Origin of the sequence: Sphingomonas oligoaromativorans, assembly GCF_011762195.1 — a bacterium.
Taxonomy (GTDB): domain Bacteria; phylum Pseudomonadota; class Alphaproteobacteria; order Sphingomonadales; family Sphingomonadaceae; genus Solisphingomonas; species Solisphingomonas oligoaromativorans.
Map to the genome: position 1 here is coordinate 17,037 of NZ_JAASQK010000003.1, position 25,715 is coordinate 42,751.

Here is a 25,715-nt window from a genome sequence, read left to right on the forward strand (position 1 = left end):
ACGCGGGTAAGCGACATCGGTCGTTTCCCCATCTCATCGAGAGTCTTTCCCATGTCCGCGATGCTCAAGATCACGCTGCCCGACGGTTCCGTCCGTGAGGTGGCTCCGGGGACTACCCCGGCGGACATCGCGGCGGCGATCGGGCCGGGCCTCGCCAAGGCGGCGATCGCGGCGCGCGTGGACGGCGAGCTGCGCGACATCACGCGCCCGCTGGAAGCCGACGCGAAGCTCGCGCTGGTGACGGCGAAGGACGAGGCCGATGCGCTCGAACTCGCCCGGCACGATTATGCGCATCTGCTCGCCGAGGCGGTGCAGAACCTGTTCCCCGGCACGCAGATCACCTTCGGCCCGGCGACGGACGACGGCTTCTATTATGATTTCGCGCCCAAGGACCGCCCCTTCACCGAGGAGGATCTGCCCGCGATCGAGGCCGAGATGCGCAAGCTGATCGCCGCCGACAAGCCGCTCCGCCGCGAGGTCTGGACCCGCGAGGCGCTGATCGCGCGCTGGACGGCCGAGGGCGAGACCTTCAAGGCCGAATGGGCCGCCGAACTGCCCGAGCATGAGGAGCTGACGGTCTATTGGTCGGGCGGCGACTGGCTCGACATGTGCCGTGGCCCGCACTTGGCCTCGACCGGCAAGCTCGACCCGCAGGCCTTCAAGCTGACGCGCGTCTCGGGCGCCTATTGGCGCGGCGACCAGAAGAACGCGATGCTGTCGCGCATCTACGGCACGGGCTGGCTCAACAAGAAGCAGCTCGACCAGCACCTGACGCGCCTCGAGGAGGCCGCCAAGCGCGATCACCGCAAGATCGGGCAGGAGATGGACCTGTTCCACCTCCAGTCCGAGGCACAGGGCTCGGTGTTCTGGCATCCCAACGGCTTCATCCTGTGGCGCCAGCTCGAAGCCTATATGCGCCGCCGGCTCGACGGCGCGGGCTATGTCGAGGTGAAGACCCCGCAGCTCATGGACGCGCGCCAGTGGGAGCAGTCCGGCCATTGGGGCAAGTATCGCGAGAACATGTTCGTCGTGCCGGACGAGATTCCGAACACCGACGAGGACGGTCCCGTCCTCTCCGGCGAGGGCGACCTGATGGCATTGAAGCCGATGAACTGCCCGGCGCACGTCCTGATCTTCCGTCAGGGGATCAAGTCCTATCGCGACCTGCCGATCCGCATGGCCGAGTTCGGCTGCTGCCACCGCAACGAGCCGCACGGCGCGCTGCACGGCATCATGCGCGTCCGCCAGTTCACGCAGGACGACGCGCATATCTTCGTGCGCGAGGACCAACTCGTCGCCGAGATCAGCCAGTTCTGCGACCTGCTCGACAGCGTCTACAAGGATCTCGGCTTCGACAGCTATGCGATCAAGCTGGCGCTGCGCCCCGAGAAGCGCTTCGGCTCGGAAGAGATGTGGGACAAGGCCGAGCAGACGCTGCGCGACGCCGTCGCCGCCTCGGGCCGCGCGACCGAGGCGTTCGGCTGGGAGGAGCTGCCGGGCGAGGGGGCCTTCTATGCGCCCAAGCTCGAATTCCACCTGACCGACGCGATCGGCCGGACGTGGCAGGTCGGCACGATCCAGGCCGACACGGTGCTGCCCGAGCGTCTCGATGCGTCCTATGTCGGCGAGGATGGCAACCGTCACCGCCCGGTGATGCTCCACCGCGCGATCCTCGGCACGTTCGAGCGCTTCATCGGCATCCTGATCGAGCATCATGCCGGCAAGTTCCCGCTCTGGCTGGCGCCGGTGCAGGCGGTGGTGGCGACGATCGTGTCGGACGCCGACGGCTATGCCGAGGAAGTGGCCGCAACGCTGCGCGCCGCCGGCATCCGCGTCGAGACCGACCTGCGCAACGAGAAGATCAACTACAAGGTGCGGGAGCACAGCCTCGCGAAGGTTCCGTATCTGCTGGTGCTGGGCAAGCGCGAGGCGGAGGAGCGCACCGTCGCGCTCCGTCCGCTCGGTGCGGACGCGAGGCAGGAGGTGATCGGCCTCGACGCGCTGGTCGAGCGGCTCGCCCGAGAAGCGCTGGCGCCCGATCTCGCGCGTTGATCGGCGTCGCGCCGACTCTCGCGGTCTATCTGGCCGCAGCCCTCGCCGAAATCGGGGGCTGCTTCGCCTTCTGGAGCTGGATGCGATCCGGCGCGAGTCCCTTGTGGCTCGTGCCCGGCATCGCCTCGCTCTGCCTGTTCGGTTGGCTGCTCACGCTCTCCGAACCGGCGGCGGCGGGGCGGGCCTATGCGGCCTATGGCGGCATCTATGTGTTGTGCGCCGTGGGATGGATGGTTCTGGTCGAACGGGTGCCAGTAACGCGCGCAGATGTGGCGGGCGTGCTACTATGCCTCGCAGGATGTGTGGTGATCCTTGTCGGGCGGCGTTGAGTACGGCTTCCGTTCTGGCTCGTGAATCACTATATCGCCCCCGTTCGGGCTACAAACAGGAGAAGCCGCTATACGACCGCCGATGATGCGCCGCCCGCTGGGCGCGCCCCCGATGCCTCTGAATGGCCCCCGCTTTGATGAATTCATCAACGTGCCCAAGGTGCGCGTGATCGATGAGGCGGGCGAGAATCTGGGCGTGATGTACACGCGCGAGGCGATCGAGCAGGCGCATGAGATGGGCCTCAACCTGGTCGAGGTTTCTCCGAACGCCGATCCGCCCGTGTGCAAGTTCCTCGATGTGGGCAAGCACAAGTACGAGGCGCAGAAGAAGGCCAACCTCGCCCGCAAGAGCCAGAAGACGCAGGAGATCAAAGAGATCAAGATGCGTCCGAACATCGACGATCACGATTATCAGACCAAGATGAAGAAGATCTTCGAGTTCATCGGCGAGGGCGACAAGGTGAAATGCACCCTGCGCTTCCGTGGCCGCGAGCTTGCGCATGGTCAGCTTGGTATGCAGGTGCTCCAGCGCGTGCAGGCCGACACGGCGGAGATCGCCAAGGTCGAGCAGTTCCCGCGCATGGAAGGCCGTCAGATGCTGATGGTCATCGCGCCGAAATAAGCCTGATGTCCGGGGTCCGGGCGATGCGCCGGACCCCGCTCAGCCCCGCGCCCGGTGGCGGGGCAGGTGGGTGGCGAGCGTCTCGTCCATCCAGCGGAAGGCGAGGCCCAGCCCCGCGAAGAACAGCGCCATCAGCGCCATGTTGACGCCCACGCGCGGCGCCCCCAGCTTCGTGACGTTGAGGAACGGATAGGGATACCAGCCCGTCATCGCTCCGTGGGCGATCGTCCAGCCGCCATAGGCGAGCGGATAGATCAGCCAGCGCCAGTGCGCCGTCCGCCCGATCCCGCCATGCGGGTGGAACAGCACCCATCCGCCCAGCCACAGGGCCGGCACGAGCTGATGCACGAGCAGATTGCCCCACCAGCCGAGCGGCGTCAGGTGGACGAGCTTCGCCAGCAGGAGCTGGAAGATCACCGCCACCACCGTGATGTAGACCGACACGGCCGTCCGCGTCGTCGGCCGCCGCGCCCAGCGGTGGAGCGCCCCCTTCCGTTGCGCGAGGCCGAAGCTCGCCGCCATCACCAGCGCGTTGGTGAGGATGGTGAAGAAGCTCAGATAGATCAGCGTCCGTTCCGCAAGCCGCCCCGGATGGCCGTCGATCGTCACCTTATATTCGATGCCGAGCCCGGCGAGCGCCAGCAGCGCCGTCACCGCGTGCCAGAGCCGGGGGAGGCTCATGCTCCGGCCTCGCCCCGATCGACGCCCGCCGCCAGATCGAAAAGTCCGCCGATTCCCGTGACGCCCATCGTCTTCCCCTCCCGGCGGTCAGGCCGCCTCGGTCAACGCCTCTCCCGCCGCCGCGGCGAGCAGGCGCCGTTCGAGCGATTTCAGCCGCTGCGTGCCTGACAGTTTGTCGCCGGTCAGATCGGTCAGGTAGAAGGTGTCGACCGCGCGCTCGCCATAGGTGGCGACGTGGCTGGAATGGATCGTCACCTTCGACTGGAACAGCGCATAGGCCAGCGCATGGAGCAGCGCAGGCCGGTCGCGGGCGTTGACCTCGATCACGGTGAAGCGGTTGGAGGCCTTGTTGTCGATCAGCACCACCGGCTCGATGTCGAAGGCGTCGGCACGGATGCGCGGCAGCGGCTTGGCGGCCAGCCGGTCGGCGAGGCGCGTGCGGTTGGCGAGCGCATCCTCGATCGCGGCGCGCAGGCGGACCAGCCGCTCGGGATCGTCGAAGGGGCGGCCGAACGGATCCTGCACGAGGAAATTGTCGACGCCCATGCCGTCGCGGGTGGTGTGGATGCGCGCGTCGATGATGTTGCCGCCCGCCACATGGATCGCGCCGGCGATGCGGTAGAACAGGCCGGGATGGTCCGCCGCATAGACCGCCACCAGCGTCGCCTCGCGCGCGGGATCGGCGGTGGTGGTGATGGCGAGCGAACTGTTTTCCGCATCCGCCTCGGCGATGGCGCGGGCATTGGCTTCGAGGATATCGGGCGCCTCGGCGACCCAATAGCTGTCCGGCATCCGCTCGGCGAAGGCGGCGAAGCGCGCCTCCGTCCAGCCGAGCGCGGTGCGGACCTGCGCCTGCTTGCCCTCGATCCGCTCGCGGCGGCCCTTCTGCTTGTGGCCGAGGCGGATCACCTCTTCGGCCGCCTCGTAGAGATCGCCGAGAAGCTGGCGCTTCCAGCCGTTCCACACGCCCGGCCCGACGGCGCGGATATCGACGATGGTGAGCAGCAGGAGAAGCCGCAGACGCTCCGGCGACTGCACCTGCTCGGCGAAATCGAGGATGGTCTTGAAGTCGGAGAGGTCGCGCTTGAAGGCGGTGGCGGACATCAGCAGATGCTTGGCGACCAGCCACGCCACCATCTCCGTCTCGGCGGGCGTGAGGCCGAGGCGCGGCCCGAGCTTCCTCGCCACCTCGGCGCCGAGCACCGAATGGTCGCCGCCCCGCCCCTTGGCGATGTCGTGGAACAGCACGGCGACATAAAGGACGCGCCGCGCGACGATCTGGTGGGTCAGCTCGGTCGCGATCGGATGGTCGGCGATCAGTTCGCCCTTCTCGATGCGGTTGAGCAGCTCGATGGCGTGGATGGTGTGCTCGTCCACCGTGAAATGGTGGTACATGTCGAACTGCATCTGCGCCACGACGCGGCCGAAATCGGGCATGAAGCGGCCGAACACGCCCGCCTCGTTCATCCATCGCAGCACCATGCCGGGGGTGCGCGGGCTGGTCAGCACGTCCATGAAGAGGGCATTGGCGCGCGGATCGTCGCGCACGCCGTCCACCATCTTGGCGTCGCGCGAGGCCTGGCGCATGGCGAGCGGGTGAATCTCCAGCCCGTGCCGGTCGGCGAGGGCGAACAGCTCGATCAGGCGCACCGGGTCTTCGGCGAAGAAGTCGTCCGAGGGCGTGGCGAGGCGGCCGCGTTCGATCACGAAGCCGTCGAGCTTGCGCGGGCGCCGGCGACTGATGATCGCGGGCATCGCGAAGCGGCGGCCCTTGCGCGCGGAGGCCTCGTCGAGATGGGCGAGGAAGACGCCGGTGAGCGAGCCCACCATCTTCGCCGTCAGGAAATAATGCTGCATGAACCGCTCGACCGCCGATCGGCCGGGGCGATCATTGTAGCGCATCCGGTGGGCGACATCGCGCTGGAGGTCGAAGGTCAGCCGGTCCTCGGCGCGGCGCGCGAGGATGTGGAGGTGGCAGCGCACCGCCCACAGGAAATTGTCGGCGCGCTGGAACTGCTTCAGCTCCTCGCGGGTGAGCAGCCCGGCATCGACCAGCTCGGGCACGGAGCGCACCTCGAACATATATTTGCCGATCCAGAACAGCGTGTGGAGATCGCGCAGGCCCCCCTTGCCCTCCTTGCAGTTGGGCTCGACCACATAGCGGCTGTCACCCATCCGGTGGTGGCGCTCGTCACGCTCGGCGAGCTTCTCGGTGACGAAGGTGCGGGCCGTCCCCTGCATCACCTCGACTTCGAAGCGCTTCTTCGCCTCGTCATAAAGTTGGGCGTCGCCCCAGATGAAGCGACCTTCCAGAAGCGCGGTGCGGATGGTGAGATCGGCCTTCGACATCTTCACCATCTCGTCGAGCGAGCGGCTCGAATGGCCGACCTTGAGGCCCAGATCCCACAGCAGATAGAGGATCGTCTCGATCACCTGCTCGGCCCAGGCGGTCTGCTTCCAGGGGGTGAGGAAGGCGATGTCGACGTCCGAATGGAGCGCCATCTCGGCGCGGCCATAGCCGCCGACGGCCATCAGCGTCAGCCGCTCGCCGGTCGTGCGGTTGCTGAACGGGAGCAGCCGGTCGGTGGCGAGATCGAAGGTGATGCGCAGGATCTGATCGGTGAGGAAGGCGTAGCTCGCCGCCGTCTCATGCCCGCGCGACGGATGTTCGGAGAGGCGTCGCGCGATCTCCTCGCGGCCCTTGGTGAGCGCGTCGCGCAGCAGCAGCGTCGCCTCGCGCTTGAGCGTCGCGGGATCGTCGGGCAGCGCCGCGATCGCGTCGGCGAGCTTGCGGCGATCGACGATAGCGCGGCGGCTGGGCAGGCTTTCGAAACGGGAGACCATGGCCCAAGATGTAACGCCTTGGCGGGGGAGCGCCAGCCTCGCGTTCAGCCCGTGGCGAGGCCTTTCAGCCGATAGACCAGCTCCAGCGCCTCGCGCGGGCTGAGCGCATCGGCGTCGACCGCGCCGAGCGCCTCGCGCAGCGGATCGACGGCCTCCGCCTCGCGCTCGACGGCGGCGGCGAAGAGCGGGAGTTCGTCGAGCCCCGCCGCGATCCCGCCGGTCTTCTCGCGGCCCTTCTCCAGCCGCGCCAGCACATCCTTGGCACGCGCCAGCACGGGCTTGGGAAGCCCCGCCAGCCGCGCCACCGCGAGGCCGTAGCTGCGATCCGCAGCCCCCTGCGCCAGCTCGTGGAGGAGGACGAGATCGCCCTTCCACTCCTTGGCGCGGACATGATGGAGCGAGAGCGCGTCGAGCCGCTCGGCCAGCCGCGTCAGCTCATGATAGTGCGTCGCGAACAGGCAGCGGCAGCGGTTCGCCTCATGCACCGCCTCCACCACCGCCCAGGCGATGGCGAGGCCGTCATAGGTGGAGGTGCCGCGCCCCACCTCGTCGAGGATGACGAAGGAGCGCTCCGTCGCCTGCGAGAGGATCGCGGCGGTCTCGATCATCTCGACCATGAAGGTCGAGCGCCCGCGCGCGAGGTTGTCCGAGGCGCCGACGCGGCTGAACAGTCGGTCGACGAGCCCGAGTTTGGCGATGTTCGCCGGTACATAGCTCCCTGCCTGCGCCAGCACCGCGATCAGCGCGTTCTGGCGCAGGAAGGTCGATTTACCGCCCATATTGGGGCCGGTGACGAGCCACAGGCGCGATGCTTCCGTGAGCGTGCAGTCGTTGGCGACGAAGCGCTCGCCGGTGGCGGCGACGGCGGCCTCGACGACGGGGTGGCGGCCGCCTTCCACCTCGAAGCAGGCCTCCGGCACGACTTCGGGGCGGCACCAGCCGCCCTCGATGGCGCGCTCGGCGAGCGCCGCCGAGACATCGAGCCGCGCGATGGCGTCGGCGGTGGCGGCGATGGGGTCGCGGTGCGAGAGGGCGAGGTCGATCAGCTCCTCCAGATGCGCCTGCTCGGCAGCGAGCGCGTGGGCGCCGGCCTGTGATACCTTCGTCGCCAGCTCGTGCAGCTCGGTCGCGTTGAAGCGGACGACACCGGCCAGTGTCTGGCGGTGGGTGAAGCCCGATTCCGCCTTCATCAGCGGATCGGCGAACTTGGCGCCGACCTCGATATGATAGCCGAGCACGCCATTATGGCGGATCTTGAGGCCGGAAATGCCGGTCTGCTCGCGATATCTGGCCTCCAGCGCGGCGATGGCGCGGCGGCCGTCTCCGGCGAGGCCGCGCAGATCGTCGAGCGCCGCGTCGAACCCTTCCGCGATGAAGCCGCCGTCCGAAGCGTCGATCGGCGGGGTCTGGACGAGGGCGTGGCCGAGCTTGTCGACCAGCGCGCCATGGCCGCGCAGGCTCGGCAGCAGGGCCGCCAGAAGCGCGGGCGGCCCTTCGAGGCGATCGAGCAGCTCGTGAAGATCGCGCGCGCCTGCGAGGCCGTCGCGGAGCTGTCCGAGATCGCGGGGCGAGCCGCGTCCGGCCACGAGGCGACCCAGCGCGCGCCCGATATCGGGCAACGCCCGGAGCGATCCCCGCAGCCGATCCCGCAATCCGCCGTCCTCGACGAAGCGGCCGACCAGATTCAGCCGGGCTTCGATGGCGATGGCGTCATGAAGCGGCGCCGAGATGTCGGCGGCGAGCAGGCGGGCACCGGCACCGGTGACGGTGCGGTCGACGCTGTCGAGCAGGCTGCCCTTGCGATCGCCGGACTGGGTGCGCGTCAGTTCGAGGCTTTCGCGCGTCGCGGCGTCGATCGCCATATGATCTTCGGCGGTGCGCGGGGCGGGGGGCTGGAGGAAGGTCGTGCCCCCCTGCGCGGCGCGGTCGAGATAGGCGAGCAGACCGCCCGCCGCCGCCAGCGCGGGCCGGTCGAACTGGCCGAAGCCATCCAGCGTCGCCACGCCGAATCGGGCTTTCAGGAGGCGCTCGCCCTCGGCGCTGGCAAAGGTCGAGCGGATCGCGGTGACGGCATCCTCCCGCCCGATCTCCGTGCCCTCAGGCACCACCACCTCGGACGGCCCCAGTCGCGCCAGCTCCGCATCGAGCGAAGTCGCCGCCACCGATGCCAGTTCGAAGCGCCCCGTCGAAATATCCGCCGCCGCGAGGCCGACCCGCCCGCCTTGCTCGACGAGCGCGACAAGCCAGTTGGCGCTGCGAGAGTCGAGCAGCGTCTCCTCGGTCAGCGTGCCGGCGGTGACCAGACGGATGATCTTGCGCGCCACCAGCGCCTTGGAACCGCGCGCCTTCTTGGCCTGCTCGGGCGTCTCGACCTGCTCGGCGACGGCGACGCGATGCCCCGCCTTGATGAGCCGCGCCAGATAGGCGTCGGCGGCATGGATCGGCACGCCGCACATCGGCACGCCGTCGCCGCGCTGGGTGAGCGCGATGTCGAGGCAGGCGGCGGCCACCTTGGCGTCCTCGAAGAACAGCTCGAAGAAATCGCCCATGCGATAGAACAGCAGGCAATCCGGCGCTTCCGCCTTCAGCCCGTGATATTGCGCCATCATCGGCGTCTGCGCGCCGGCCTGTGCTGCTGCGGTTGCCATCGTCAGGCGTCGATATCGGCTTTCGTGAAAATGAGAAGACGCTTTGCCTTGTGGCGCGGGGTCCGATGCCGCATTGGGGCCAAAACGAACATCGGGAGAGACGTCCATGGCCGAGCGCCTACAGTTTTCCGAGCGCGAGGCGCTGCTGTTCCATTCGCAGGGCCGGCCCGGCAAGATCGAGATCGTCGCCACCAAGCCGATGGCGACCCAGCGCGATCTGGCGCTGGCCTATTCGCCGGGCGTCGCGGTTCCGGTGAAGGCGATCGCCGCCGATCCCGACACCGCCTACGACTATACCGCCAAGGGCAATCTGGTGGCCGTCATCTCGAACGGCACGGCGATCCTCGGCCTCGGCAATCTCGGCGCGCTGGCGTCGAAGCCGGTGATGGAAGGCAAGGCGGTGCTGTTCAAGCGCTTCGCCGACATCGATTCGATCGACCTCGAACTGGCGACCGAGGATGTCGACCGCATCATCGACGCGGTCGAGCTGATGGAGCCGAGCTTCGGCGGCATCAACCTCGAGGATATCAAGGCGCCCGAATGCTTCGTGATCGAGCAGACTCTGCGCGAACGCATGAACATCCCGGTCTTCCATGACGACCAGCACGGCACCGCGATCATCTCGGCCGCCGGCCTCATCAACGCCGCCCACCTGACCGGGCGCCGGCTGGAGGACTTGAAGATCGTCGTCAACGGCGCGGGCGCGGCCTCGATCAGTTGCACCGAGCTGGCCAAGGCGCTCGGCGTGAAGCCCAACAACGTCATCCTCTGCGATTCCAAGGGCGTGATCTACAAGGGCCGCACCGAGGGCATGAACCAGTGGAAGTCGGCCCATGCCGCCGAAACCACGGCCCGCACGCTGGACGAGGCGATCGAGGGCGCGGACGTGTTCTTCGGCCTCTCGGTCGCGGGCGCGCTCACCAAGGCGATGGTGAGGAAGATGGCCCCCAAGCCGATCATCTTCGCCATGGCCAACCCGGACCCGGAAATCCTGCCCGAGGACGCGCTGGAGGCCGCCCCGGACGCGATCATCGCCACCGGCCGGTCGGACTATCCGAACCAGGTCAACAATGTGCTGGGCTTCCCCTTCATCTTCCGCGGCGCGCTCGATGTGCGGGCGACGACGATCAACGAGGAGATGAAGGTCGCGGCGGCGAAGGCGCTCGCCGATCTCGCGCGCCAGCAGGTGCCGGAGGAAGTGGCGGCGGCGTACGGCGTCGCGCACAGCTTCGGGCCGGACTATATCATCCCCGCGCCGTTCGATCCGCGCCTGATCGAGCTGGTGCCGTCGGCGGTGGCGCAGGCGGCGATGGACACCGGCGTCGCGCGCAAGCCGATCGCCGACATGGCCGCCTATCGCGAGCAGTTGAAGGCGCGGCTCAACCCGACCACCTCGGTACTCACCTCGGTCTATGAGACGGCGCGCGCCAACCCCAAGCGCGTGCTGTTCGCGGAAGGCGAGGAGGAGGTGGTGCTGCGCGCCGCCATCGCCTTCCAGCAGGGCGGCTACGGCATCCCGGTGCTGGTCGGCCATGACGATGTGCATGACCGGCTGAAGGCGCTGGGCGTCGACGATCCCTCCGGCTTCGAGCTGCACAACAGCCGCCGCGCCCCGTTCCGGGCCGAGATGGTCGACCGGCTCTACGAGAAGCTCAGCCGCAAGGGCTTCCTGCGCCGCGACGTGGAGCGGATGGTCAACCGCGACCGCAACATCTTCGGCGCGCTGATGGTCGAGATGGGGCTGGCCGACGTGATGGTGACGGGCGTCACCCGCCATTTCCGCCAGACGCTGAACGAAGTGCGCCGGGTGATCGACTGCGCGCCGGGGCATCATCCGTTCGGCATCCACCTGCTGGTCGGCCGCAATCATTCGGTGTTCATCGCCGACACGACGGTGATCGAGCGGCCCACCGCCGAGCAGCTCGCCGACATCGCCGAGCAGACCGCCGAGGTCGCCCGCCGCATGGGGCAGGAGCCGCGCGTGGCCTTCCTCTCCTATTCGACCTTCGGCAACCCGACCGGCGACTGGCTCGGCAATATCCGCGAGGCGGTGGCCGTGCTCGACGGGCGCGGGGTGAGCTTCGAATATGAGGGCGAGATGGCGCCGGACATCGCGCTCAACCCGAAGATGAAGCAATATTACGAGTTCAGCCGTCTGTCCGGCCCGGCGAACATCCTGGTCATGCCGGGGCTCCAGTCGGCGAACCTTTCGGCCAAGCTGCTGAAGGAGCTGGGCGGCGACGCGATGATCGGGCCGATGCTCGTCAACATGGACAAGCCGGTGCAGATCGCCTCGATGACGTCGACCGCGTCGGAACTGGTGACGCTGGCGGTGCTCGCCGCCGCCGGGATCGCCCGCTAGGCGATGTCGGCCCCTGCGCGTCCCGGTGGCGCGCAGGGGCAAGCTACGCGCCTTAGGGGCGCGAGCCGCCGGTCGGGTTGTCCGAGGTCGGGCCTTGCGTCGCCGCCGCGCCCACCGCGCCGATATTGCCGAACAGCTCCTGGAACAGGCTGCGCTTGCGGCCCAGCGTCGGCGTCTTGTCGGCCGACGGGTGGATGGTGGAGATCTGGTCGAGCCCCGTGCGGTCCACGCCGGTCACGACGCCGGCCTTGTCGAAATGCACCGCCAGCGCGAGCTGCGCGACCGGCTTGGGCTGGCCGAACGAGAATTGCTGCGTGGAGCGCGACACATAATACCATGTGCCGTCGTCGAACTGCGCGGCGAAGCTGGGGTCGCCCAGCGTCTTCTGCACGGATTCGCGGTTATCGACACCCGGCTGCACCGAGGCGACCAGGGCGCGGTCCACCACATAGCCCTGATGGCCGCGCACTTCCGCGCAACCCGAAAGACCCGCGGCCAGCGCGAGGGCGGCCGTGGCCATCACCCCAACGCGACGCTTGCTGGCCGTCATTCGCATCTCCTCCACACACCGGGGAGTCCCCCCGTCCGACCGCCTGCCGGCCCAAGATCAAGCGCCATTGCATCGGCGGTCCAGCCGCTCAATATGCCGTGAGCACGCGCCGCACAAGGCGGCATGGGGCAGATGGACAGCGAACGGGGCAGGCGGAATTGGTCACACTCTTCAAGCGTATCCTGGGGCCACGGATCGACGCGGACGCGTTCGCCCCGCTCTATGCGTCGGTTGTCGCGCGGGCGCGCCTGCCGCACTGGTATCGGGACGGCGCGGTTCCCGACACGATCGACGGCCGGTTCGACATGGTGTCGACGGTGCTGGCACTGCTGCTGCTTCGCCTGGAGACGCTGGGTGAGCCGGCGCGCGAATCGTCGGCGCGGGTGACCGAGCTGTTCATCAGCGACATGGACGGGCAGCTCCGCCAGCGCGGCATCGGCGATCTGGTGGTGGGCAAGCATGTCGGGCGGATGATGAGCCAGCTCGGCGGGCGCCTCACCGCCTATCGCGAAGGGCTGGCGGAGGGGGGCGATCTCGCCGGGGCGATCGACCGCAATATCCACCGGGGGGCCGACGTGCCGGTTGCGGCGCGCGCCCATGTCGAGCAGGGGCTCAGGGCATTGGTGGCGGCGCTGGCGGCGCGCGACCTCGCCCAGATCCTGACCGGAGAAATCGCATGAACAAGGCCCCCGAATTCGCCCGTCCGTTCCGTCTCGACGGCATCGGCGGCGAACCGCGCGCGGTCCATATCGAGGCGGACGAGGCGGAACGGGCGGCTTTGGCGGCGCGCTTCGGCCTCGTCTCGATCGATGCACTGGAAGCGGACGCCACGATCCGCCGCGAGGGCGAGCGGGTGTGGGCGGAAGGCCGCATCCGCGCCAGGGCCGTGCAGAGCTGCGTCGCCACCGGCGATCCGATCCGGGCGCGGATCGACGAGCCTTTCTCGCTGCGCTTCGATCCCGAGGGCGGTGCCGCCGCCGAGGATGAGCTGGAACTGGAGGAGTCGGACCTCGACCTGCTGACCTACGAAGGCGGCACGATCGATCTGGGCGAGGCGGTGGCGCAGGGCTTCGCGCTGGCGCTCGATCCCTTCCCGCGCGTGGCGGACGCCGACGCACGGCTCCGGGCGGCTGGCGTCGCCAGCGAGGAGGAGGCCGAGGCGCAGCGGCGGGAGACGAGCCCCTTCGCCGCGCTCAAGTCCCTCAAGGAGGATTAATAGGCGTCCCTCAGCCGGGTGAGGTGGGCCTGGCTCAGCTCGACCCGGCATTCGAGCCCGGTCGCCTCCCGCGAGCCGGAATCGCGCTCGGCCGTCGCCTCGAAGGCGCACCATTTGTCGCGATAGCCGGCCCACGCCGCCTCGCCGGCGGTGAGCGTCGCCTGGGACGCCCGATCGGCGCGGAGCTTGGCGACGATCACGCGCCGCTCGGCCGCCAGCGCCGTATCGATGCGGAGCTGCGCCGCGCGATAGCAATCGAGGACATGGGAAACGCCGATCGCCGTCCGCGGGCTGTGGGCAAGGCAGCGATCGAGCTGCATGTCACCGGATTTCGCCGGTAGCGCGGCATGGGCCGGAACGGCCAGCAGGGACGCCACCAAAGCCAAGGACAAGGAACGCATTTCGATCCCCCTTCGCAACGACACGTCTCGTCGTCGCATGATCCGGGCGCGGCCGCAACGGCACCCGGATCATGAGGAGGAGAGGAAACCGGGCCAGGCTGGTCGACGGACTCAGAACGGGACGTCGTCGTCCAGATCGCTGTCGAACGCGCTGCCGGGGCGCGAGGCGCCGCCACCCGAGCTGCCGCCGCGCGATCCGCCGCCGAAATCGTCGCCGCCCTGGCCCCATTCGTCGCCGCCGCCGGAGCGCGACCCGCCGCCAAAGCCGCCGCCACCACCGCCCTGGCCGCCGCCGGGGCCGTCGAGCATCACCATCGAGCCGTTGAAGCCCTGGAGCACGATCTCGGTCGTGTAGCGGTCCTGCCCGTTATTGTCCTGCCACTTCCGGGTCTGGAGCTGGCCCTCGATATAGACCTTCGAGCCCTTGCGCAGATAGCGTTCGGCCGTGTTGGCGAGGCCCTCGTTGAAGATCGCGACCGAATGCCACTCGGTGCGCTCCTTGCGCTCGCCGGTGTTGCGGTCCTTCCAGGTTTCGGAGGTGGCGATGCGCAGGTTCACCACCTTGCCGCCGTTCTGGAAGCTGCGCGACTGGGGGTCTTGCCCCAGATTGCCGACGAGGATGACTTTGTTGACGCCGGCCATGGCAAATATTCTCCGTTAAAGGCCAGCCCAGGTCGCGATCCAGAATGTGAGGCCCGACGCGACATAGGCGAGTACGAAGAGGTAGCTAACCATGAAGGCGGGCCATTTCCACCCATTCGTTTCGCGCCGCGTGACGGCGATCGTCGAGAGGCATTGAGGGGCGAAGACGAACCACATCAGGAAGGCCAGCGCGGTCGGCAGCGACCAGTCGCGGCCGAGCTTGCCCGAAAGGGCCTGATCGGTCGCATCCTCATTGTCGCCGGCATCGATCGCGTAGGTGGTGGCGAGCGCGGCCACAGCCACTTCGCGCGCCGCCATCGCGGGCGGAAGGGCCAGCGCGATATTGTGGTTGAACCCGATCGGCTTGACCACGACCTCGATGCCCGAGGCGATGCGGCCGGCGATCGAATATTCGGTCTGCTTCTGCCCCGCCGGCGCCACCGGATAGGAGGCCAGCACCCACAGGATGATGTTGGACAGGAGGATGATCGTGCCCGCGCGCTTCAGGAAGATCAGGCAGCGCGCCCACAGCCCCAGCCCGACGTCGCGGAGCGACGGCCTCTGATATTTGGGCATCTCCATCATGAAGCCATGGCTCGGCCCCCTGGTGACCGTCCGCCGCAGCACCAGCGCGGCGAGCAGCGCGCCGACGATGCCGAGGATGTAGAGCCCGAACAGCACCAGCCCCTGCAGGCCGACCCCCGGCAGCACCTGCTTCGCCGGGATGCAGGCGCCGATGATGAGCGTGTAGACCGGCAGCCGCGCGGAGCAGGTGGTGAGCGGCGCGATCAGGATGGTGGTGAGGCGATCCTTGGGATCGTCGATGGTGCGGGTCGCCATGATGCCGGGCACCGCGCAGGCGAAGCTCGACAGCAGCGGAATGAAGGCGCGGCCCGAAAGCCCGACGCGCGCCATCAGCCGGTCCATCATGAACGCGGCGCGGACCATATAGCCCGTCGCCTCCAGCAGCAGGATGAAGAAGAACAGGATCAGAATCTGCGGCAGGAAGGTGACGACCGCGCCCGTGCCCTTGATGACGCCCTGGCTTAGCAGGTTGCGCACGAAGCCGGCCGGCAGCTCCGTATCGACCCACTTGCCGAGCTGGTCGAAGCCGGCGGTGATCGCGTCCATCGGTGCCTGTGCCCAGGCGAACACCGACTGGAAGATCAGGAACAGCAGCCCCGCCAGCAGGATCGGCCCGGCGACCGGATGGAGCGCGATCGAATCGATGCGGTGGCTCCAGGCGCGGGCGCCATGCTCCTCCGTGGTCGCGGCGAGCGCGATGGCGCGGGCGCGGCGCTGGAGGACGACGATATCCTCATGATGGAAGCCGGAGCCCGCCGCGATCTTCTGCACGCCGCCATCGCCGACCAGCCCGGCCATCGCCGCCTTCAGCTCGTCGATGCCGCGCTTCCTCACCGCGACCGTGGGGATGACGGGGACGCCCAGTTCCCTGGACAGCCGCGCGGCGTCGATCTTGAGCCCGTCGCGCTCGGCCATGTCGACCATGTTGAGCGCCACGACGATCGGCAGCCCCAACCCGATGAGCTGGAGCGTGAAGCGGAGATGGTTGTCGAGGTTGGTCGCGTCGACCACGCAGAGGATCGCGCCGGGCAGGCGCTCGCCCTCCTGCTTGCCGAACAGCACGTCGCGCGTCACCTGCTCGTCGGGCGAGGCGGGTTCGAGCGAATAGGTGCCGGGCAGATCGATCAGCTCGATCGGGCGGCCGTCGGGCAGGCTCATCCGCCCGGCCTTCCGCTCGACCGTGACGCCGGGATAATTGCCGACCTTCTGGCGGGCGCCGGTCAGCGCGTTGAACAGGGCGCTCTTGCCGGCATTGGGATTGCCGACCAGCGCCACCACCGGTGCCGGATTCATGCTGCGATGGCTTCCACCGAAATGGCCTGCGCCTGCGCCCGGCGCAGCGCCACCGTCATGCGGCCGACGCGGCAGGCGATGGGGTCTTTCCCGAACGGCGACACATGCACCGCCTCCACCGTCACGCCTTCGTCAAAGCCCAGTTCGCGCAGGCGTTTCGCGGCGGTATCGGCAAGGTCCGCCCACGCGATCGCCAAAACTCTGGCCGGGCGGTTCAGTGGCAGTTGATCGAGGCGCACGGGCACGAATCCAATTTCGACGGAGAAACTCCCCTGCAAGTCATTATCAATTAGTGCCGGGGTGCGCCAGTGCGGGAACGCCCCTTAATGCGCGGGATAGCGCAGGCGGCCGAGGAAGCGGCTCATGCTGAAGCGGCGCTCGGGGTGGGGGATGATCTGCGCCTTGAATTTCTCGAAGCGCATCACGCCTTCGATCCGGCGGGCGAGGAAGGCACGGGTGTCGGCCTCGCCCTCGCTTTCGTCGTCGAGCCAGACCATCAAAGTCGAGCCATAGACCGCCGAAAGCGTCAGGCGCTTGGTGTAATGGTTGAGGTCGGTCGCGGTGTCGCCGGCCAGTCGCCACATCAGGTCCGCCGCGTGCCAGCCGAGCTTGGCGGCGGTGGCGGCGTTGCGGGGCTGGGCGAGGATGGCGAGGGCGCTGCGGGCGGCCTGCTTCTCGGGCCGGGCGAGCGCGAGGCGGGCGAGCACCAGCTCGGAGATCCGGTCGCGGAACTTCATTGCGGCGACGCGCTCGGGCGGGAAGGCGGCGGCGAGTCGGGCGTCGATGCTGGCGTACCAGGCCTCGATCATCCCGGTCACGCCGTCGGGGAAGGCGAGGCGGGCATGGCCCGGATCGATGCCGATGGCGCGGGCGGCGTTTTCCAGCGCGGTGTCGCGCCATCCGTCGAAGACGGCGTGGGCGGGGATGGCGGCGCCGAGCGCGGCGCGCATCTCGTCGAGTGTGGGATCGGGCGGGAGAACGATATCGGCCATGGGAGCGCTTTAGCTCGCCCGGCCGCGGCGGACCAGCACCAGCGATGCGGCAATGGCGAGCGCGCCGACGAGATCGAGCGTGCCGAGCTTCTCGCCATAGGCGGCCCAGCCGATCGCCGCCGCCACCACCGGCTGGCAGAGCAGTACCAGCCCGACCACCACCGGAGACAGCGTGCCGATCGCATAGACGAGCAGCCCCTGCCCGATCACCTGGCTGCCGATGGCGAGCGCCACCAGCGGCCCCCAATGCTGGGGCCAGATCGATCCGTCGATGAGGAGCGCGGCCGGCAGCAGCAGCGCGCTGCTCACGATCGTCGCGAGCGAGAGGGTCGGCCAGGTGCCGAGCCGGGATCGCGCCCGATCGATGGCGATCATGTAGCCGGTATAGGCAAGCCCCGCGATCAGGCAGAGCAGATCGCCGAGGAGATGATCCGGCGACAGATGATAGGAGCGGCCGAGCAGCATCACCGTGCCCGACGCCGCGAGCGCCATCGCCACCACCTGCCAGCGGCCCGGCAGCGTGCGCGCGATGATGAAGCCGTAGGCGGCGAAGAAGAAGCTGGAGATGTTGCCGAGCAGGGTCGCGTTGGCGAGCTTGGTATGGAGGATGCCGGCGTGCCAGCTCGAGAGGTCGCCCGCGAAGAAGACGCCCGCGACCAGCGTCGCGGCCCACAGCTTGCCCGGCATCCGGCCGAAGCGCTGGCCCGATGCGCGCGCGATCAGCAGCAGGAAGGGCACCGCGAGCGCAAGCCGCCAGAAGCCCGAGGCGACCGGCCCGACATCGGCCATCCGCACGAACCACGGCCCGATCGCCAGCACCACATTGCCGACGATCAGCGCGACGAAGGCCAGCGGCGATGCGCCCGCCGTTGCAGCTTTCGCTGTGTCGGGCGATAGAATCTCTTCTTCGAAGATCGGGGTGGGCGGGTCTGGTTGGTGGGCCATCCCGCCCCATATACGCGCCCTGCGACGCTTGTCCCGTTGCAAAGGGAGACTGAATTTATGCCCACGCTTTTCGATCCGATCGAGCTTGGCGCGATTCACGCGTCCAACCGCATCGTGATGGCCCCGCTCACCCGCGGCCGCGCCACCCGCGCCCATGTCCCGACCGGGATCATGGTCGACTATTACCGCCAGCGCGCCGCCGCCGGCCTCATCATCACCGAGGGCACCGGCATCACCCGCGAAGGCCTCGGCTGGCCCTATGCGCCGGGCCTGTGGAGCGACGAGCAGGTCGAGGCGTGGAAGCCGGTCACCGACGCCGTCCACGAGGCCGGCGGGCGGATCGTCACCCAGCTCTGGCACATGGGCCGCGTCGTCCATTCGAGCGTCACCGGCCAGCAGCCGGTCTCGTCCTCGGTCACCACCGCGCCCAATCAGGCGCACACCTATGACGGCAAGCAGGATTATGAGGAGGCCCGCGCGCTCGCCATCCACGAGATTCCGCGCCTGCTCGACGAATATCGCCACGCCGCGCGCAACGCGATCCGGGCCGGCTTCGACGGCGTGCAGCTCCATGCTGCCAATGGCTATCTGATCGACCAGTTCCTGCGCGACAATTCCAACTTCCGCGACGACCTCTATGGCGGCCCGGTCGAGAACCGCATCCGCCTGCTCACCGAGGTGGCCCAGGCGCTGGCCGATGAGATCGGCGCGGACCGCACCGGCGTGCGCCTGTCGCCCAACGGCGACGTGCAGGGCGCCAACGACAGCAATCCGCACGCGCTCTTCCCGGCGGCGGCGGCGGCGCTGTCGAAGATCGGCATCGCCTTCCTCGAACTGCGCGAGCCGCAGGGCGAGAGCAGCTTCCGCCCGAACGAGGTGGCGGTGGTGGCGCCGGCGATCCGCGCGGCGTTCGACGGCGCGCTGATCCTGAACTCGGACTTCGCCGGCGAGAGCGCGGAACGCGCGGTGGCGGACGGGATCGCCGATGCGGTGGCCTTCGGGCGGCCGTTCATCGCCAACCCCGATCTGGTCCGCCGGATCGCGGACGGGCTGCCTTTCAACAAGCCCGACATGGCGACCTTCTACACGCAGGGCGCCGAGGGCTATACCGACTATCCGCTCGCGGAGGAGACGGTGGCGGCCTGAACGGACAAGGCCCTCTCCCCATGGCGGGGAGGGGGCCTTTCCCTATCAGCCGAACTTCTTCTGGAGTTCGAGCATGGCGATCGCGGCCTTGGCCGCCTCGCCGCCCTTGTCCTTCTCGGACTTGCGGGCACGGGTGAGCGCCTGCGCCTCGTTCTCGGTGGTGAGGATGCCGTTGCCGATGGCGAGGCCGTCGAGCGTCATCGCCATCAGCGCGCGCGCGCTTTCGCCCGCCACGATCTCGAAATGATAGGTCTCGCCGCGGATCACCACGCCGATCGCGACGAAGGCGTCATAATGGTCGGCCGCCAGCGCGATCGCGCCGGGGATTTCCAGCGCGCCGGGCACGGTGATCGTCTCGTGGGAGTGACCGGCGGCCTCGATCGCCGAGCGGGCGCCTTCGAGCAGCAGGTCGTTGAGGTGCGAATAGAAGCGCGCCTCGACGATGAGGATCTTGGCCATCAATGGGTCTCCGAAGGAATGGGGCGCTCGGCCACGACGTTCAGGCCATAGCCGTCGAGCGCGACCAGCGTGTGGTGCGAATTGGTGAGCAGGATCATGTCGTGGATGCCCAGCTCCGCGAGGATCTGCGCGCCGACGCCATAGTCGCGCAGCTCGTTCATCTCGGGCACTTTCTCGCCGGCGCGGGCGCGGATCACCCGCGAGAGCGGCATGTCGCGGTGCAGGATCACGACCACGCCGCTGCCCTCGTCCGCGATCGCCTGCATGGCGGCGCCGAGCAGCCCCTCGCGCGCGCTCGCCTCGCCCAGCGTGTCGGCGAAGATGTTGAGCGCGTGCATCCGCACGAGCGTGGGTTTGGACGGATCGATCCTGCCCTTCACCAGCGCCAGCGTCTCGGTATTGATCGCCTTGTTGCGATAGGTGATCGCGGCCCACTCGCCGCCCCAGCGGCTGACGAAGGGGGCCTCGGCGATCTTCTCCACATTATGGTCGTGGCGGCGGCGATAGGCGATGAGGTCGCGGATCGTGCCGATCTTGAGGCCGTGGAGCTGCGCGAAGGAGACGAGATCGTCGAGGCGGGCCATCGTCCCGTCCTCCTTCATGATCTCGCAGATCACGCCCGACGGGTTGAGCCCGGCGAGGCGGGAGACGTCCACCGCCGCCTCGGTATGGCCCGCGCGGACCAGCACGCCGCCCGGACGCGCCACCAGCGGGAAGACATGGCCCGGCGTCACGATATGCTCCGGCCCCTTGGCGGCATCGATGGCCACCGCGACGGTGCGCGCGCGGTCGCCCGCCGAGATGCCGGTGGTGACGCCCTCGCGCGCTTCGATCGAGACGGTGAAGGCGGTCTCGTGGCGGGTGCCATTCTTGGCGCTCATCAGGTTGAGGCCGAGCTGGTCGACCCGCTCCTTGCCCAGCGCGAGGCAGATCAGGCCCTTGCCGTGCGTCGCCATGAAGTTGATCGCGGCCGGCGTCGCCATCTGCGCGGGGATGACGAGATCGCCCTCATTCTCGCGGTCCTCGTCGTCGACGAGGATGAACATGCGGCCGTTGCGCGCTTCGTCGATGATCTCCTCGGTGGAGGAGAGGAAGGCGTGGCGGGGACGCTTCAACGGTTCGGGGGTCATTTCCGAAGCTGCTCCATGCGGCCCAGATAGCGGGCGAGGATATCGATCTCGAGGTTGAACCGGCGGCCCGGCGTCAGCGCGTCGAGCGTCGTCAGGGCCTGCGTATGCGGGATGATGTTGAGCCCGAAGCGGCAGGTGCCGTCGGCCTGATCCTCGACGCTGTTGACGGTGAGCGACACGCCGTCGACCGTGATCGAGCCCTTCGCCGCCAGATAGGGGGCGAGGCTGGCGGGCGCTTCGATCAGCAGGCGGGTGGAATCGCCCTCGGGCACCGCCGACACCAGCGTGCCGACGCCGTCGACATGGCCGGTGACGATATGGCCGCCCAGCTCGTCGCCCACCTTCAGCGCGCGTTCGAGGTTGAGGCGCGCGCCCTCGTGCCAGAGCCCCGGCGCGGTGCGCGAGACGGTCTCGCCCGAGACGTCGACCGCGAACCAGCCCGGCTGGCCGGCGGGCGCCTTGTCGACGACGGTGAGGCACACGCCCGAGCAGGCGATCGAGGCGCCGAGATCGACGCCGCCCATGTCGTATCCGCTGTCGATGACGAGGCGGAGGTCGCCGCGCTGCTCCACCTTCGCGATGGTGCCGATGTCGGTGATGATGCCGGTGAACATGGGAGGCCTCTAGCGCTGCCGTTCGTAGATTTCGAGTCGGTCGATCCCGAGCGTCCGACAATCGGCCAAAACCCAGCGGCCATGAGCGGCGGGGAGATTGTGGAGGCCGATGTCGCCGATGCCGGGCAGGCCATTCCCGATCAGGATCGGCGCGCGGTAGAGCAGCAGCCGGTCGACCAGATCGGCGGCGAGGAACGCCGCCGCAGCGCCCGCGCCGCCCTCGATCAGGGCGAGATTGCCGCCGGGGAGCGCGATGTCCTCGGGCCGGGTGAGCAGGCCCCAGCCTTCGGGCAGGATGCCCATGCGCGTGGAGGTCAGGATGAAGCGTGCCGGATGGCGGTCGTCGAGGCCGGGGAGGCGGACGTCGAGACGCGGCGCATCGGCCTCGTAGGTGCCGCGACCGACGACGATCATGTCCGCGCGGGCGCGTTCGAGATGGGCATGGGCACGGGCCTGCGGGCCGGTGATCCATCGGCTCTCGCCCGAGGGAAGCGCGATCCGCCCGTCGAGCGAGGTAGCGAGCTTCAGCGTCACATGCGGGCGGCCGAGCGCCTGTCGGGCGAGGAAGCCCGCCATGGCGCGCCGAGCGCCGTCCGCGCCGACAGCCTCCGTCACCGCGATCCCCGCCGCGCGAAGGAGCGCGAAGCCCTCGCCCGAGGTGCGCGGATCGGGATCGGTCAGCGCGCCCACGACTCGGGCAGGGCGGGCTGCGGCCAGCAGGCCGGCACAGGCGGGGCCGCGCGCGCTCTGGTGGGCGCAAGGTTCGAGCGTGACGTAGACGGTGGCGCCCGCCGCCGCCGCGCCGGCCTCGGCCAATGCCATCGCCTCGGCATGGGGGCGGCCGCCGGGCTGGGTCCAGCCGCGCCCGACGACGCGGCCGTCCTTCACGATCAGGCAGCCGACATTGGGATTGGGCGAGGTGCGCCCGCGTCCGCGTTCGGACAGCGCCACCGCTGCCGCCATCCAGCGGGCGTCATCGGCGGTGGCCCTGGTCATCCGCGTGGGATCACTCGATGCCGGTCATCTTGGCGAGGCGGCGATAGGCGGCCTGCCGCTCGGCCATCGCCTTCTGCTTCTGGGCGCGCTCGACCTTCTGCTGGGCGATGATCTCGGCGTCGGTGCGGTTGGCGGGCCAGTTCTGGACGTAGATGACCCGCTCCTGATACGGGAATTTCGAGTCGTGGTAGAAACCCAGCACCAGCAGCACGCAGATGCCGACCGAGAGAGTCGCGAAGACGATCTGATGCCGCTGGCGGGTCACCAGGAAGGCGCGCAGATCGCGCCACGCGCCGGCAAAGCGCGACAGAACGGGAATGGCCATGGCGCGCAAGATAGGACTCCTCGGGCCGGGACGCTAGGCGGAGAGGCGCGCGACGGCGCGATCCCTGCCGATCAGGGGGAGGAGGGCGGCCATCTCCGGCCCGTGGTCGCGGCCGGTCAGGGCCTGACGCAGCGGCAGGAACAGCGCGCGGCCCTTGCGCCCCGTCTCGGCCTTGAGCGCGCCGACGAGCTGGCCCCACGGATCGGCCGACCAGTCGAGCGTTTCCGCGATGGCGGCGGCGCGGGCGCAGAAGGCCTTGTCCTCGGCCTCGAAGGCGGGCGCCGGGACGGGGCCTTCGATCATCGCCCAGCCCTCGGCGGCATCGACCAGGGTCGTCAGATTCGGGCGGATCGCCAGCCATGCCGCCTCGCTTATGCCTTCGGGCAGGCGCTCGCGGACGGCTTCATAGGGCAGGAGGTGCAGCGTCTTGGCGTTGAGCTGCGTCAGCTCCGCGGGATCGAAACGGGCGGGCGCGCGGCCCATATGCGCAAAGGCGAAGCCCTCGATCAGTTCGGCGATCGCCGCCACCGCCACCACCGGCTCGCTGGTGCCGAGCCGCGCCAGCAGGCCGAGCATCGCCTGCGGCTCGATCCCCTGATCGCGGAGCTGCCCGACACCGATCGCGCCCTCGCGCTTGGAAAGCTTGCCGTCGGTGCCGACCAGCAGCGCCATGTGCGCGAACTGGGGCACGGCGGCGCCCAGCGCCTCGAACATCTGGAGCTGGATCGCGGTGTTGGCGACATGATCCTCGCCGCGCACGACATGGCTCACCTTCATGTCGATATCGTCGATCACGCTCGGCAGCAGATAGAGCCAGCTCCCGTCCGCGCGGCGGATCACCGGATCGCTCAAAGCCGCGCCCTCGAAATGCTGGGGGCCGCGCACGAGGTCGGTCCATTCGATCGGCTTGGCGTCGAGCCTGAAGCGCCAGTGCGGGCGGATGCCGTCGGCCTCCAGCGCCTGCCGCTCCTCGGCCGAAAGCTTCAGCGCGGCGCGGTCGTAGATCGGCGGCAGGCCGCGCCCGAGCGCCACCTTGCGCCTGATCGACAGCTCCTCCTCGCTCTCATAGCAGGGATAGACCCGGCCGGCGGCGTGGAGCGTCTCGAAGGCGCGTTCGTACAGCGCGAAGCGGTCCGACTGGCGGACCTCGCCGTCGGGGACGAGGCCAAGCCAGCCGAGATCGGCGCGGATCGCGTCGACGAATTCCTCGGTCGACCGCGCCCGATCGGTATCGTCGAGGCGGAGCATGAAGTGCCCGCCCGCCGCCCGCGCCGCCAGCCAGCAGACCAGAGCGGTGCGGATATTGCCGACATGGAGCCGGCCGGTGGGCGAGGGCGCGAAGCGGGTGACGACGGTCATGGGGCGCTCTCTAGCAGCCTGTGGCAGGTCGGCAACTTGGCAGGCGCGCGACTCGCCGCTAAGGCGCGCGGACAGATGCCCGCCTGAGCGGTGCCGCTGGGGATATTCGTCCATGAAACTGCTGTCGGGCAACTCGAACCTGACGTTGGCGAAGGAAATCGCCGACTATCTCGACATCCCGCTGACCAAGGCGAGCGTCCGCCGCTTCGCCGACGAGGAGATCTTCGTCGAGATCCAGGAGAATGTGCGGGGCGAGGACGTGTTCGTCGTCCAGTCGACCGCCTTCCCGGTCAACGACAATCTCATGGAGCTGCTCATCATCATCGACGCGCTGAAGCGCGCGTCGGCGCGGCGGATCACGGCGGTGCTCCCCTATTTCGGCTATGCGCGCCAGGATCGGAAGCCCGGCCCCCGCACGCCGATCTCGGCCAAGCTGGTGGCGAATCTGGTGACGGTGGCGGGCGCCGACCGCGTGCTGTCGGTCGATCTCCATGCCGGGCAGATCCAGGGCTTCTTCGATATCCCGACCGACAATCTCTATGCCGCGCCGGTGATGTCGGCCGACATCCTCGCGCGCTTCTCGGGCAGGAACCTGATGGTCGTCTCGCCCGACGTCGGCGGCGTGGTGCGTGCCCGCGCGCTCTCCAAGCGGCTCAACAACGCGCCGCTCGCCATCGTCGACAAGCGCCGCGAGAAGCCGGGCGAATCGGAGGTGATGAACATCATCGGCGATCCGGCGGGGCGCTTCTGCATCCTCGTCGACGATATCGTCGATTCGGCCGGCACGCTCTGCAACGCGGCCGCCGCGCTGCGGGAGGCGGGGGCCGAGGACGTGGTGGCCTATGTGAGCCATGGCGTTCTTTCGGGCGGCGCCGTGGCGCGGGTCGAGGGCTCGCAGCTTTCCGAACTGGTGGTGACCGATTCGATCGCCGCCCCGCCGGCGGTGGCCGGGGCGGAGAAGGTCCGCCAGCTTCCGATCGCGCCGCTGCTCGCCGAGGCGATCAAGCGCATCGCCGACGAAAGCTCGGTGTCGAGCCTGTTCGACTGATCCGGCGGGGGCGTCGTCAGGCGTCCGCCGGCGGCGGGGCGAACGGATCGTAGCTGCCGAAGCTCCACACATTGCCCTCCGGGTCGCGCGCCGTGTAGCCGCGGCCCGGATAGCCTTCATTGTCGTGCGGCTCGGTGAGGATGTCCGCGCCGGCCGCCCTGGCCCGATCGTGATGCGCGTCCAGGTCTTCGACGACGACATAGACGCATTGGGTGATGCCGCCGGCCTCCTGCGGCGTCTTCCAGCCGTAAAGCTCCTGCGCTTCGCCTTCCTGCGCGCTCGACAGCATCACCATATTGTTGGCCAGCAGGAGCTGGGCATGGTGGACGAGCTGCTGGTCCTCCTCGTCGGTGTAGATGGCGTGCGGCACGAAGCCGAAGGCGTCGCAAAGGAAGAGGATCGCCTGCGGAGCGTCCTCATAGCGCAGGCAGGGGATGATCGCGGGGCGGACGGACATGATTCGGGGCTCCCCGTAC

General features: G+C 68.9%; 25 protein-coding genes. 8 read left to right on the forward strand and 17 right to left on the reverse strand.

Annotation, left to right across the window (positions count from 1 at the left end):
- Positions 1-51: 51 nt before the first annotated feature.
- The 3 genes from thrS to infC all read left to right on the forward strand — a co-directional run bounded on the left by thrS (position 52) and on the right by infC (position 3,003).
- Positions 52-2,052, forward strand: a complete 2,001-nt coding sequence (gene thrS, locus FHS98_RS06415; RefSeq protein ID WP_167101836.1) for a threonine--tRNA ligase — start codon at positions 52-54, stop codon at positions 2,050-2,052.
- Entirely contained in the window at positions 2,049-2,381 is a 333-nt protein-coding gene (locus FHS98_RS06420; RefSeq protein WP_167101837.1) for a YnfA family protein, read from the forward strand. Before thrS ends, FHS98_RS06420 begins: the two co-directional genes overlap by 4 nt.
- A 112-nt stretch (positions 2,382-2,493) precedes the next feature.
- The gene (gene infC / locus FHS98_RS06425) at positions 2,494-3,003 is read left to right on the forward strand and encodes a translation initiation factor IF-3 (protein ID WP_243847892.1); all 510 of its coding nucleotides are present in this window, start codon (positions 2,494-2,496) and stop codon (positions 3,001-3,003) included.
- A gap of 39 nt (positions 3,004-3,042) precedes the next feature.
- On the opposite strand, the gene FHS98_RS06430 is transcribed toward infC, so the two are convergent.
- The 3 genes from FHS98_RS06430 to mutS all read right to left on the reverse strand — a co-directional run bounded on the left by FHS98_RS06430 (position 3,043) and on the right by mutS (position 9,176).
- On the reverse strand, positions 3,043-3,684 hold the full coding sequence (locus FHS98_RS06430; protein ID WP_167101843.1) for a Pr6Pr family membrane protein: 642 nt from the start codon (positions 3,682-3,684) through the stop codon (positions 3,043-3,045).
- 87 nt (positions 3,685-3,771) lie between these two features.
- Complete coding sequence (locus FHS98_RS06435; RefSeq protein WP_167101846.1) at positions 3,772-6,528, reverse strand: [protein-PII] uridylyltransferase; 2,757 nt, start codon at positions 6,526-6,528, stop codon at positions 3,772-3,774.
- Positions 6,529-6,572: 44 nt separating this feature from the next.
- Positions 6,573-9,176, reverse strand: coding sequence for a DNA mismatch repair protein MutS (mutS, locus tag FHS98_RS06440; protein WP_167101849.1), 2,604 nt, complete (start codon positions 9,174-9,176; stop codon positions 6,573-6,575).
- 106 nt (positions 9,177-9,282) lie between these two features.
- Between mutS and FHS98_RS06445 the strand changes: the two genes are divergently transcribed.
- Complete coding sequence (locus FHS98_RS06445; RefSeq protein WP_167101852.1) at positions 9,283-11,538, forward strand: NADP-dependent malic enzyme; 2,256 nt, start codon at positions 9,283-9,285, stop codon at positions 11,536-11,538.
- 52 nt (positions 11,539-11,590) lie between these two features.
- Here FHS98_RS06445 and FHS98_RS06450 read toward each other — a convergent pair whose 3' ends face one another.
- Positions 11,591-12,058, reverse strand: coding sequence for an outer membrane protein assembly factor BamE (locus tag FHS98_RS06450; RefSeq protein ID WP_243847893.1), 468 nt, complete (start codon positions 12,056-12,058; stop codon positions 11,591-11,593).
- A 188-nt stretch (positions 12,059-12,246) separates the two neighbouring features.
- Here FHS98_RS06450 and FHS98_RS06455 point away from each other — a divergent pair, with 188 nt between their 5' ends.
- Positions 12,247-12,768: a ubiquinol-cytochrome C chaperone family protein gene (locus FHS98_RS06455; protein WP_167101857.1), complete on the forward strand. Its 522-nt coding sequence runs from the start codon at positions 12,247-12,249 to the stop codon at positions 12,766-12,768.
- Positions 12,765-13,304, forward strand: coding sequence for a YceD family protein (locus FHS98_RS06460; RefSeq protein ID WP_167101860.1), 540 nt, complete (start codon positions 12,765-12,767; stop codon positions 13,302-13,304). Before FHS98_RS06455 ends, FHS98_RS06460 begins: the two co-directional genes overlap by 4 nt.
- On the opposite strand, the gene FHS98_RS06465 is transcribed toward FHS98_RS06460, so the two are convergent.
- The 6 genes from FHS98_RS06465 to FHS98_RS06490 form a co-directional block, all read right to left on the reverse strand.
- The gene (locus FHS98_RS06465; protein WP_167101863.1) at positions 13,301-13,705 is read right to left on the reverse strand and encodes a lysozyme inhibitor LprI family protein; all 405 of its coding nucleotides are present in this window, start codon (positions 13,703-13,705) and stop codon (positions 13,301-13,303) included. The genes FHS98_RS06460 and FHS98_RS06465 overlap by 4 nt on opposite strands.
- A 111-nt stretch (positions 13,706-13,816) precedes the next feature.
- Positions 13,817-14,347, reverse strand: a complete 531-nt coding sequence (gene ssb / locus FHS98_RS06470) for a single-stranded DNA-binding protein (RefSeq protein WP_167101866.1) — start codon at positions 14,345-14,347, stop codon at positions 13,817-13,819.
- Positions 14,348-14,362: 15 nt separating this feature from the next.
- On the reverse strand, positions 14,363-16,225 hold the full coding sequence (gene feoB / locus FHS98_RS06475; protein WP_167101869.1) for a ferrous iron transporter B: 1,863 nt from the start codon (positions 16,223-16,225) through the stop codon (positions 14,363-14,365).
- A complete protein-coding gene (locus tag FHS98_RS06480) occupies positions 16,222-16,503 on the reverse strand; it encodes a FeoA family protein (RefSeq protein WP_167101872.1) in 282 nt (93 codons plus the stop codon). The genes feoB and FHS98_RS06480 overlap by 4 nt, the downstream gene beginning before the upstream one ends.
- A gap of 45 nt (positions 16,504-16,548) precedes the next feature.
- Entirely contained in the window at positions 16,549-17,217 is a 669-nt protein-coding gene (locus FHS98_RS06485) for a COQ9 family protein (RefSeq protein ID WP_167101875.1), read from the reverse strand.
- Between the two features lie 9 nt (positions 17,218-17,226).
- Complete coding sequence (locus FHS98_RS06490; protein ID WP_208402088.1) at positions 17,227-18,162, reverse strand: DMT family transporter; 936 nt, start codon at positions 18,160-18,162, stop codon at positions 17,227-17,229.
- Between the two features lie 57 nt (positions 18,163-18,219).
- Between FHS98_RS06490 and FHS98_RS06495 the strand changes: the two genes are divergently transcribed.
- Positions 18,220-19,308 carry an alkene reductase gene (locus FHS98_RS06495; RefSeq protein ID WP_167101878.1) on the forward strand — a complete coding sequence of 363 codons (1,089 nt, stop codon included), beginning with the start codon at positions 18,220-18,222 and terminating at the stop codon, positions 19,306-19,308.
- A 45-nt stretch (positions 19,309-19,353) separates the two neighbouring features.
- Here FHS98_RS06495 and ribH read toward each other — a convergent pair whose 3' ends face one another.
- From ribH to gltX, 6 genes are read right to left on the reverse strand one after another with little or no spacing between them, the layout of a single operon-like run.
- Complete coding sequence (gene ribH / locus FHS98_RS06500; protein WP_019834137.1) at positions 19,354-19,767, reverse strand: 6,7-dimethyl-8-ribityllumazine synthase; 414 nt, start codon at positions 19,765-19,767, stop codon at positions 19,354-19,356.
- Complete coding sequence (gene ribB / locus FHS98_RS06505) at positions 19,767-20,897, reverse strand: 3,4-dihydroxy-2-butanone-4-phosphate synthase (RefSeq protein WP_167101881.1); 1,131 nt, start codon at positions 20,895-20,897, stop codon at positions 19,767-19,769. The genes ribH and ribB overlap by 1 nt, the downstream gene beginning before the upstream one ends.
- Positions 20,894-21,511, reverse strand: coding sequence for a riboflavin synthase (locus FHS98_RS06510; RefSeq protein ID WP_167101884.1), 618 nt, complete (start codon positions 21,509-21,511; stop codon positions 20,894-20,896). Before FHS98_RS06510 ends, ribB begins: the two co-directional genes overlap by 4 nt.
- Positions 21,512-21,520: 9 nt before the next feature.
- Positions 21,521-22,474, reverse strand: a complete 954-nt coding sequence (ribD, locus tag FHS98_RS06515; RefSeq protein ID WP_167102956.1) for a bifunctional diaminohydroxyphosphoribosylaminopyrimidine deaminase/5-amino-6-(5-phosphoribosylamino)uracil reductase RibD — start codon at positions 22,472-22,474, stop codon at positions 21,521-21,523.
- 43 nt (positions 22,475-22,517) lie between these two features.
- On the reverse strand, positions 22,518-22,832 hold the full coding sequence (locus FHS98_RS06520) for a hypothetical protein (protein WP_019834133.1): 315 nt from the start codon (positions 22,830-22,832) through the stop codon (positions 22,518-22,520).
- Positions 22,833-22,865: 33 nt separating this feature from the next.
- The gene (gene gltX, locus FHS98_RS06525; RefSeq protein WP_167101887.1) at positions 22,866-24,191 is read right to left on the reverse strand and encodes a glutamate--tRNA ligase; all 1,326 of its coding nucleotides are present in this window, start codon (positions 24,189-24,191) and stop codon (positions 22,866-22,868) included.
- A gap of 112 nt (positions 24,192-24,303) precedes the next feature.
- On the opposite strand from gltX, the gene FHS98_RS06530 reads away from it, so the two are divergent.
- On the forward strand, positions 24,304-25,239 hold the full coding sequence (locus tag FHS98_RS06530) for a ribose-phosphate pyrophosphokinase (protein WP_167101890.1): 936 nt from the start codon (positions 24,304-24,306) through the stop codon (positions 25,237-25,239).
- Between the two features lie 16 nt (positions 25,240-25,255).
- On the opposite strand, the gene FHS98_RS06535 is transcribed toward FHS98_RS06530, so the two are convergent.
- Positions 25,256-25,696: a VOC family protein gene (locus FHS98_RS06535; protein ID WP_167101893.1), complete on the reverse strand. Its 441-nt coding sequence runs from the start codon at positions 25,694-25,696 to the stop codon at positions 25,256-25,258.
- Positions 25,697-25,715 lie beyond the last annotated feature (19 nt).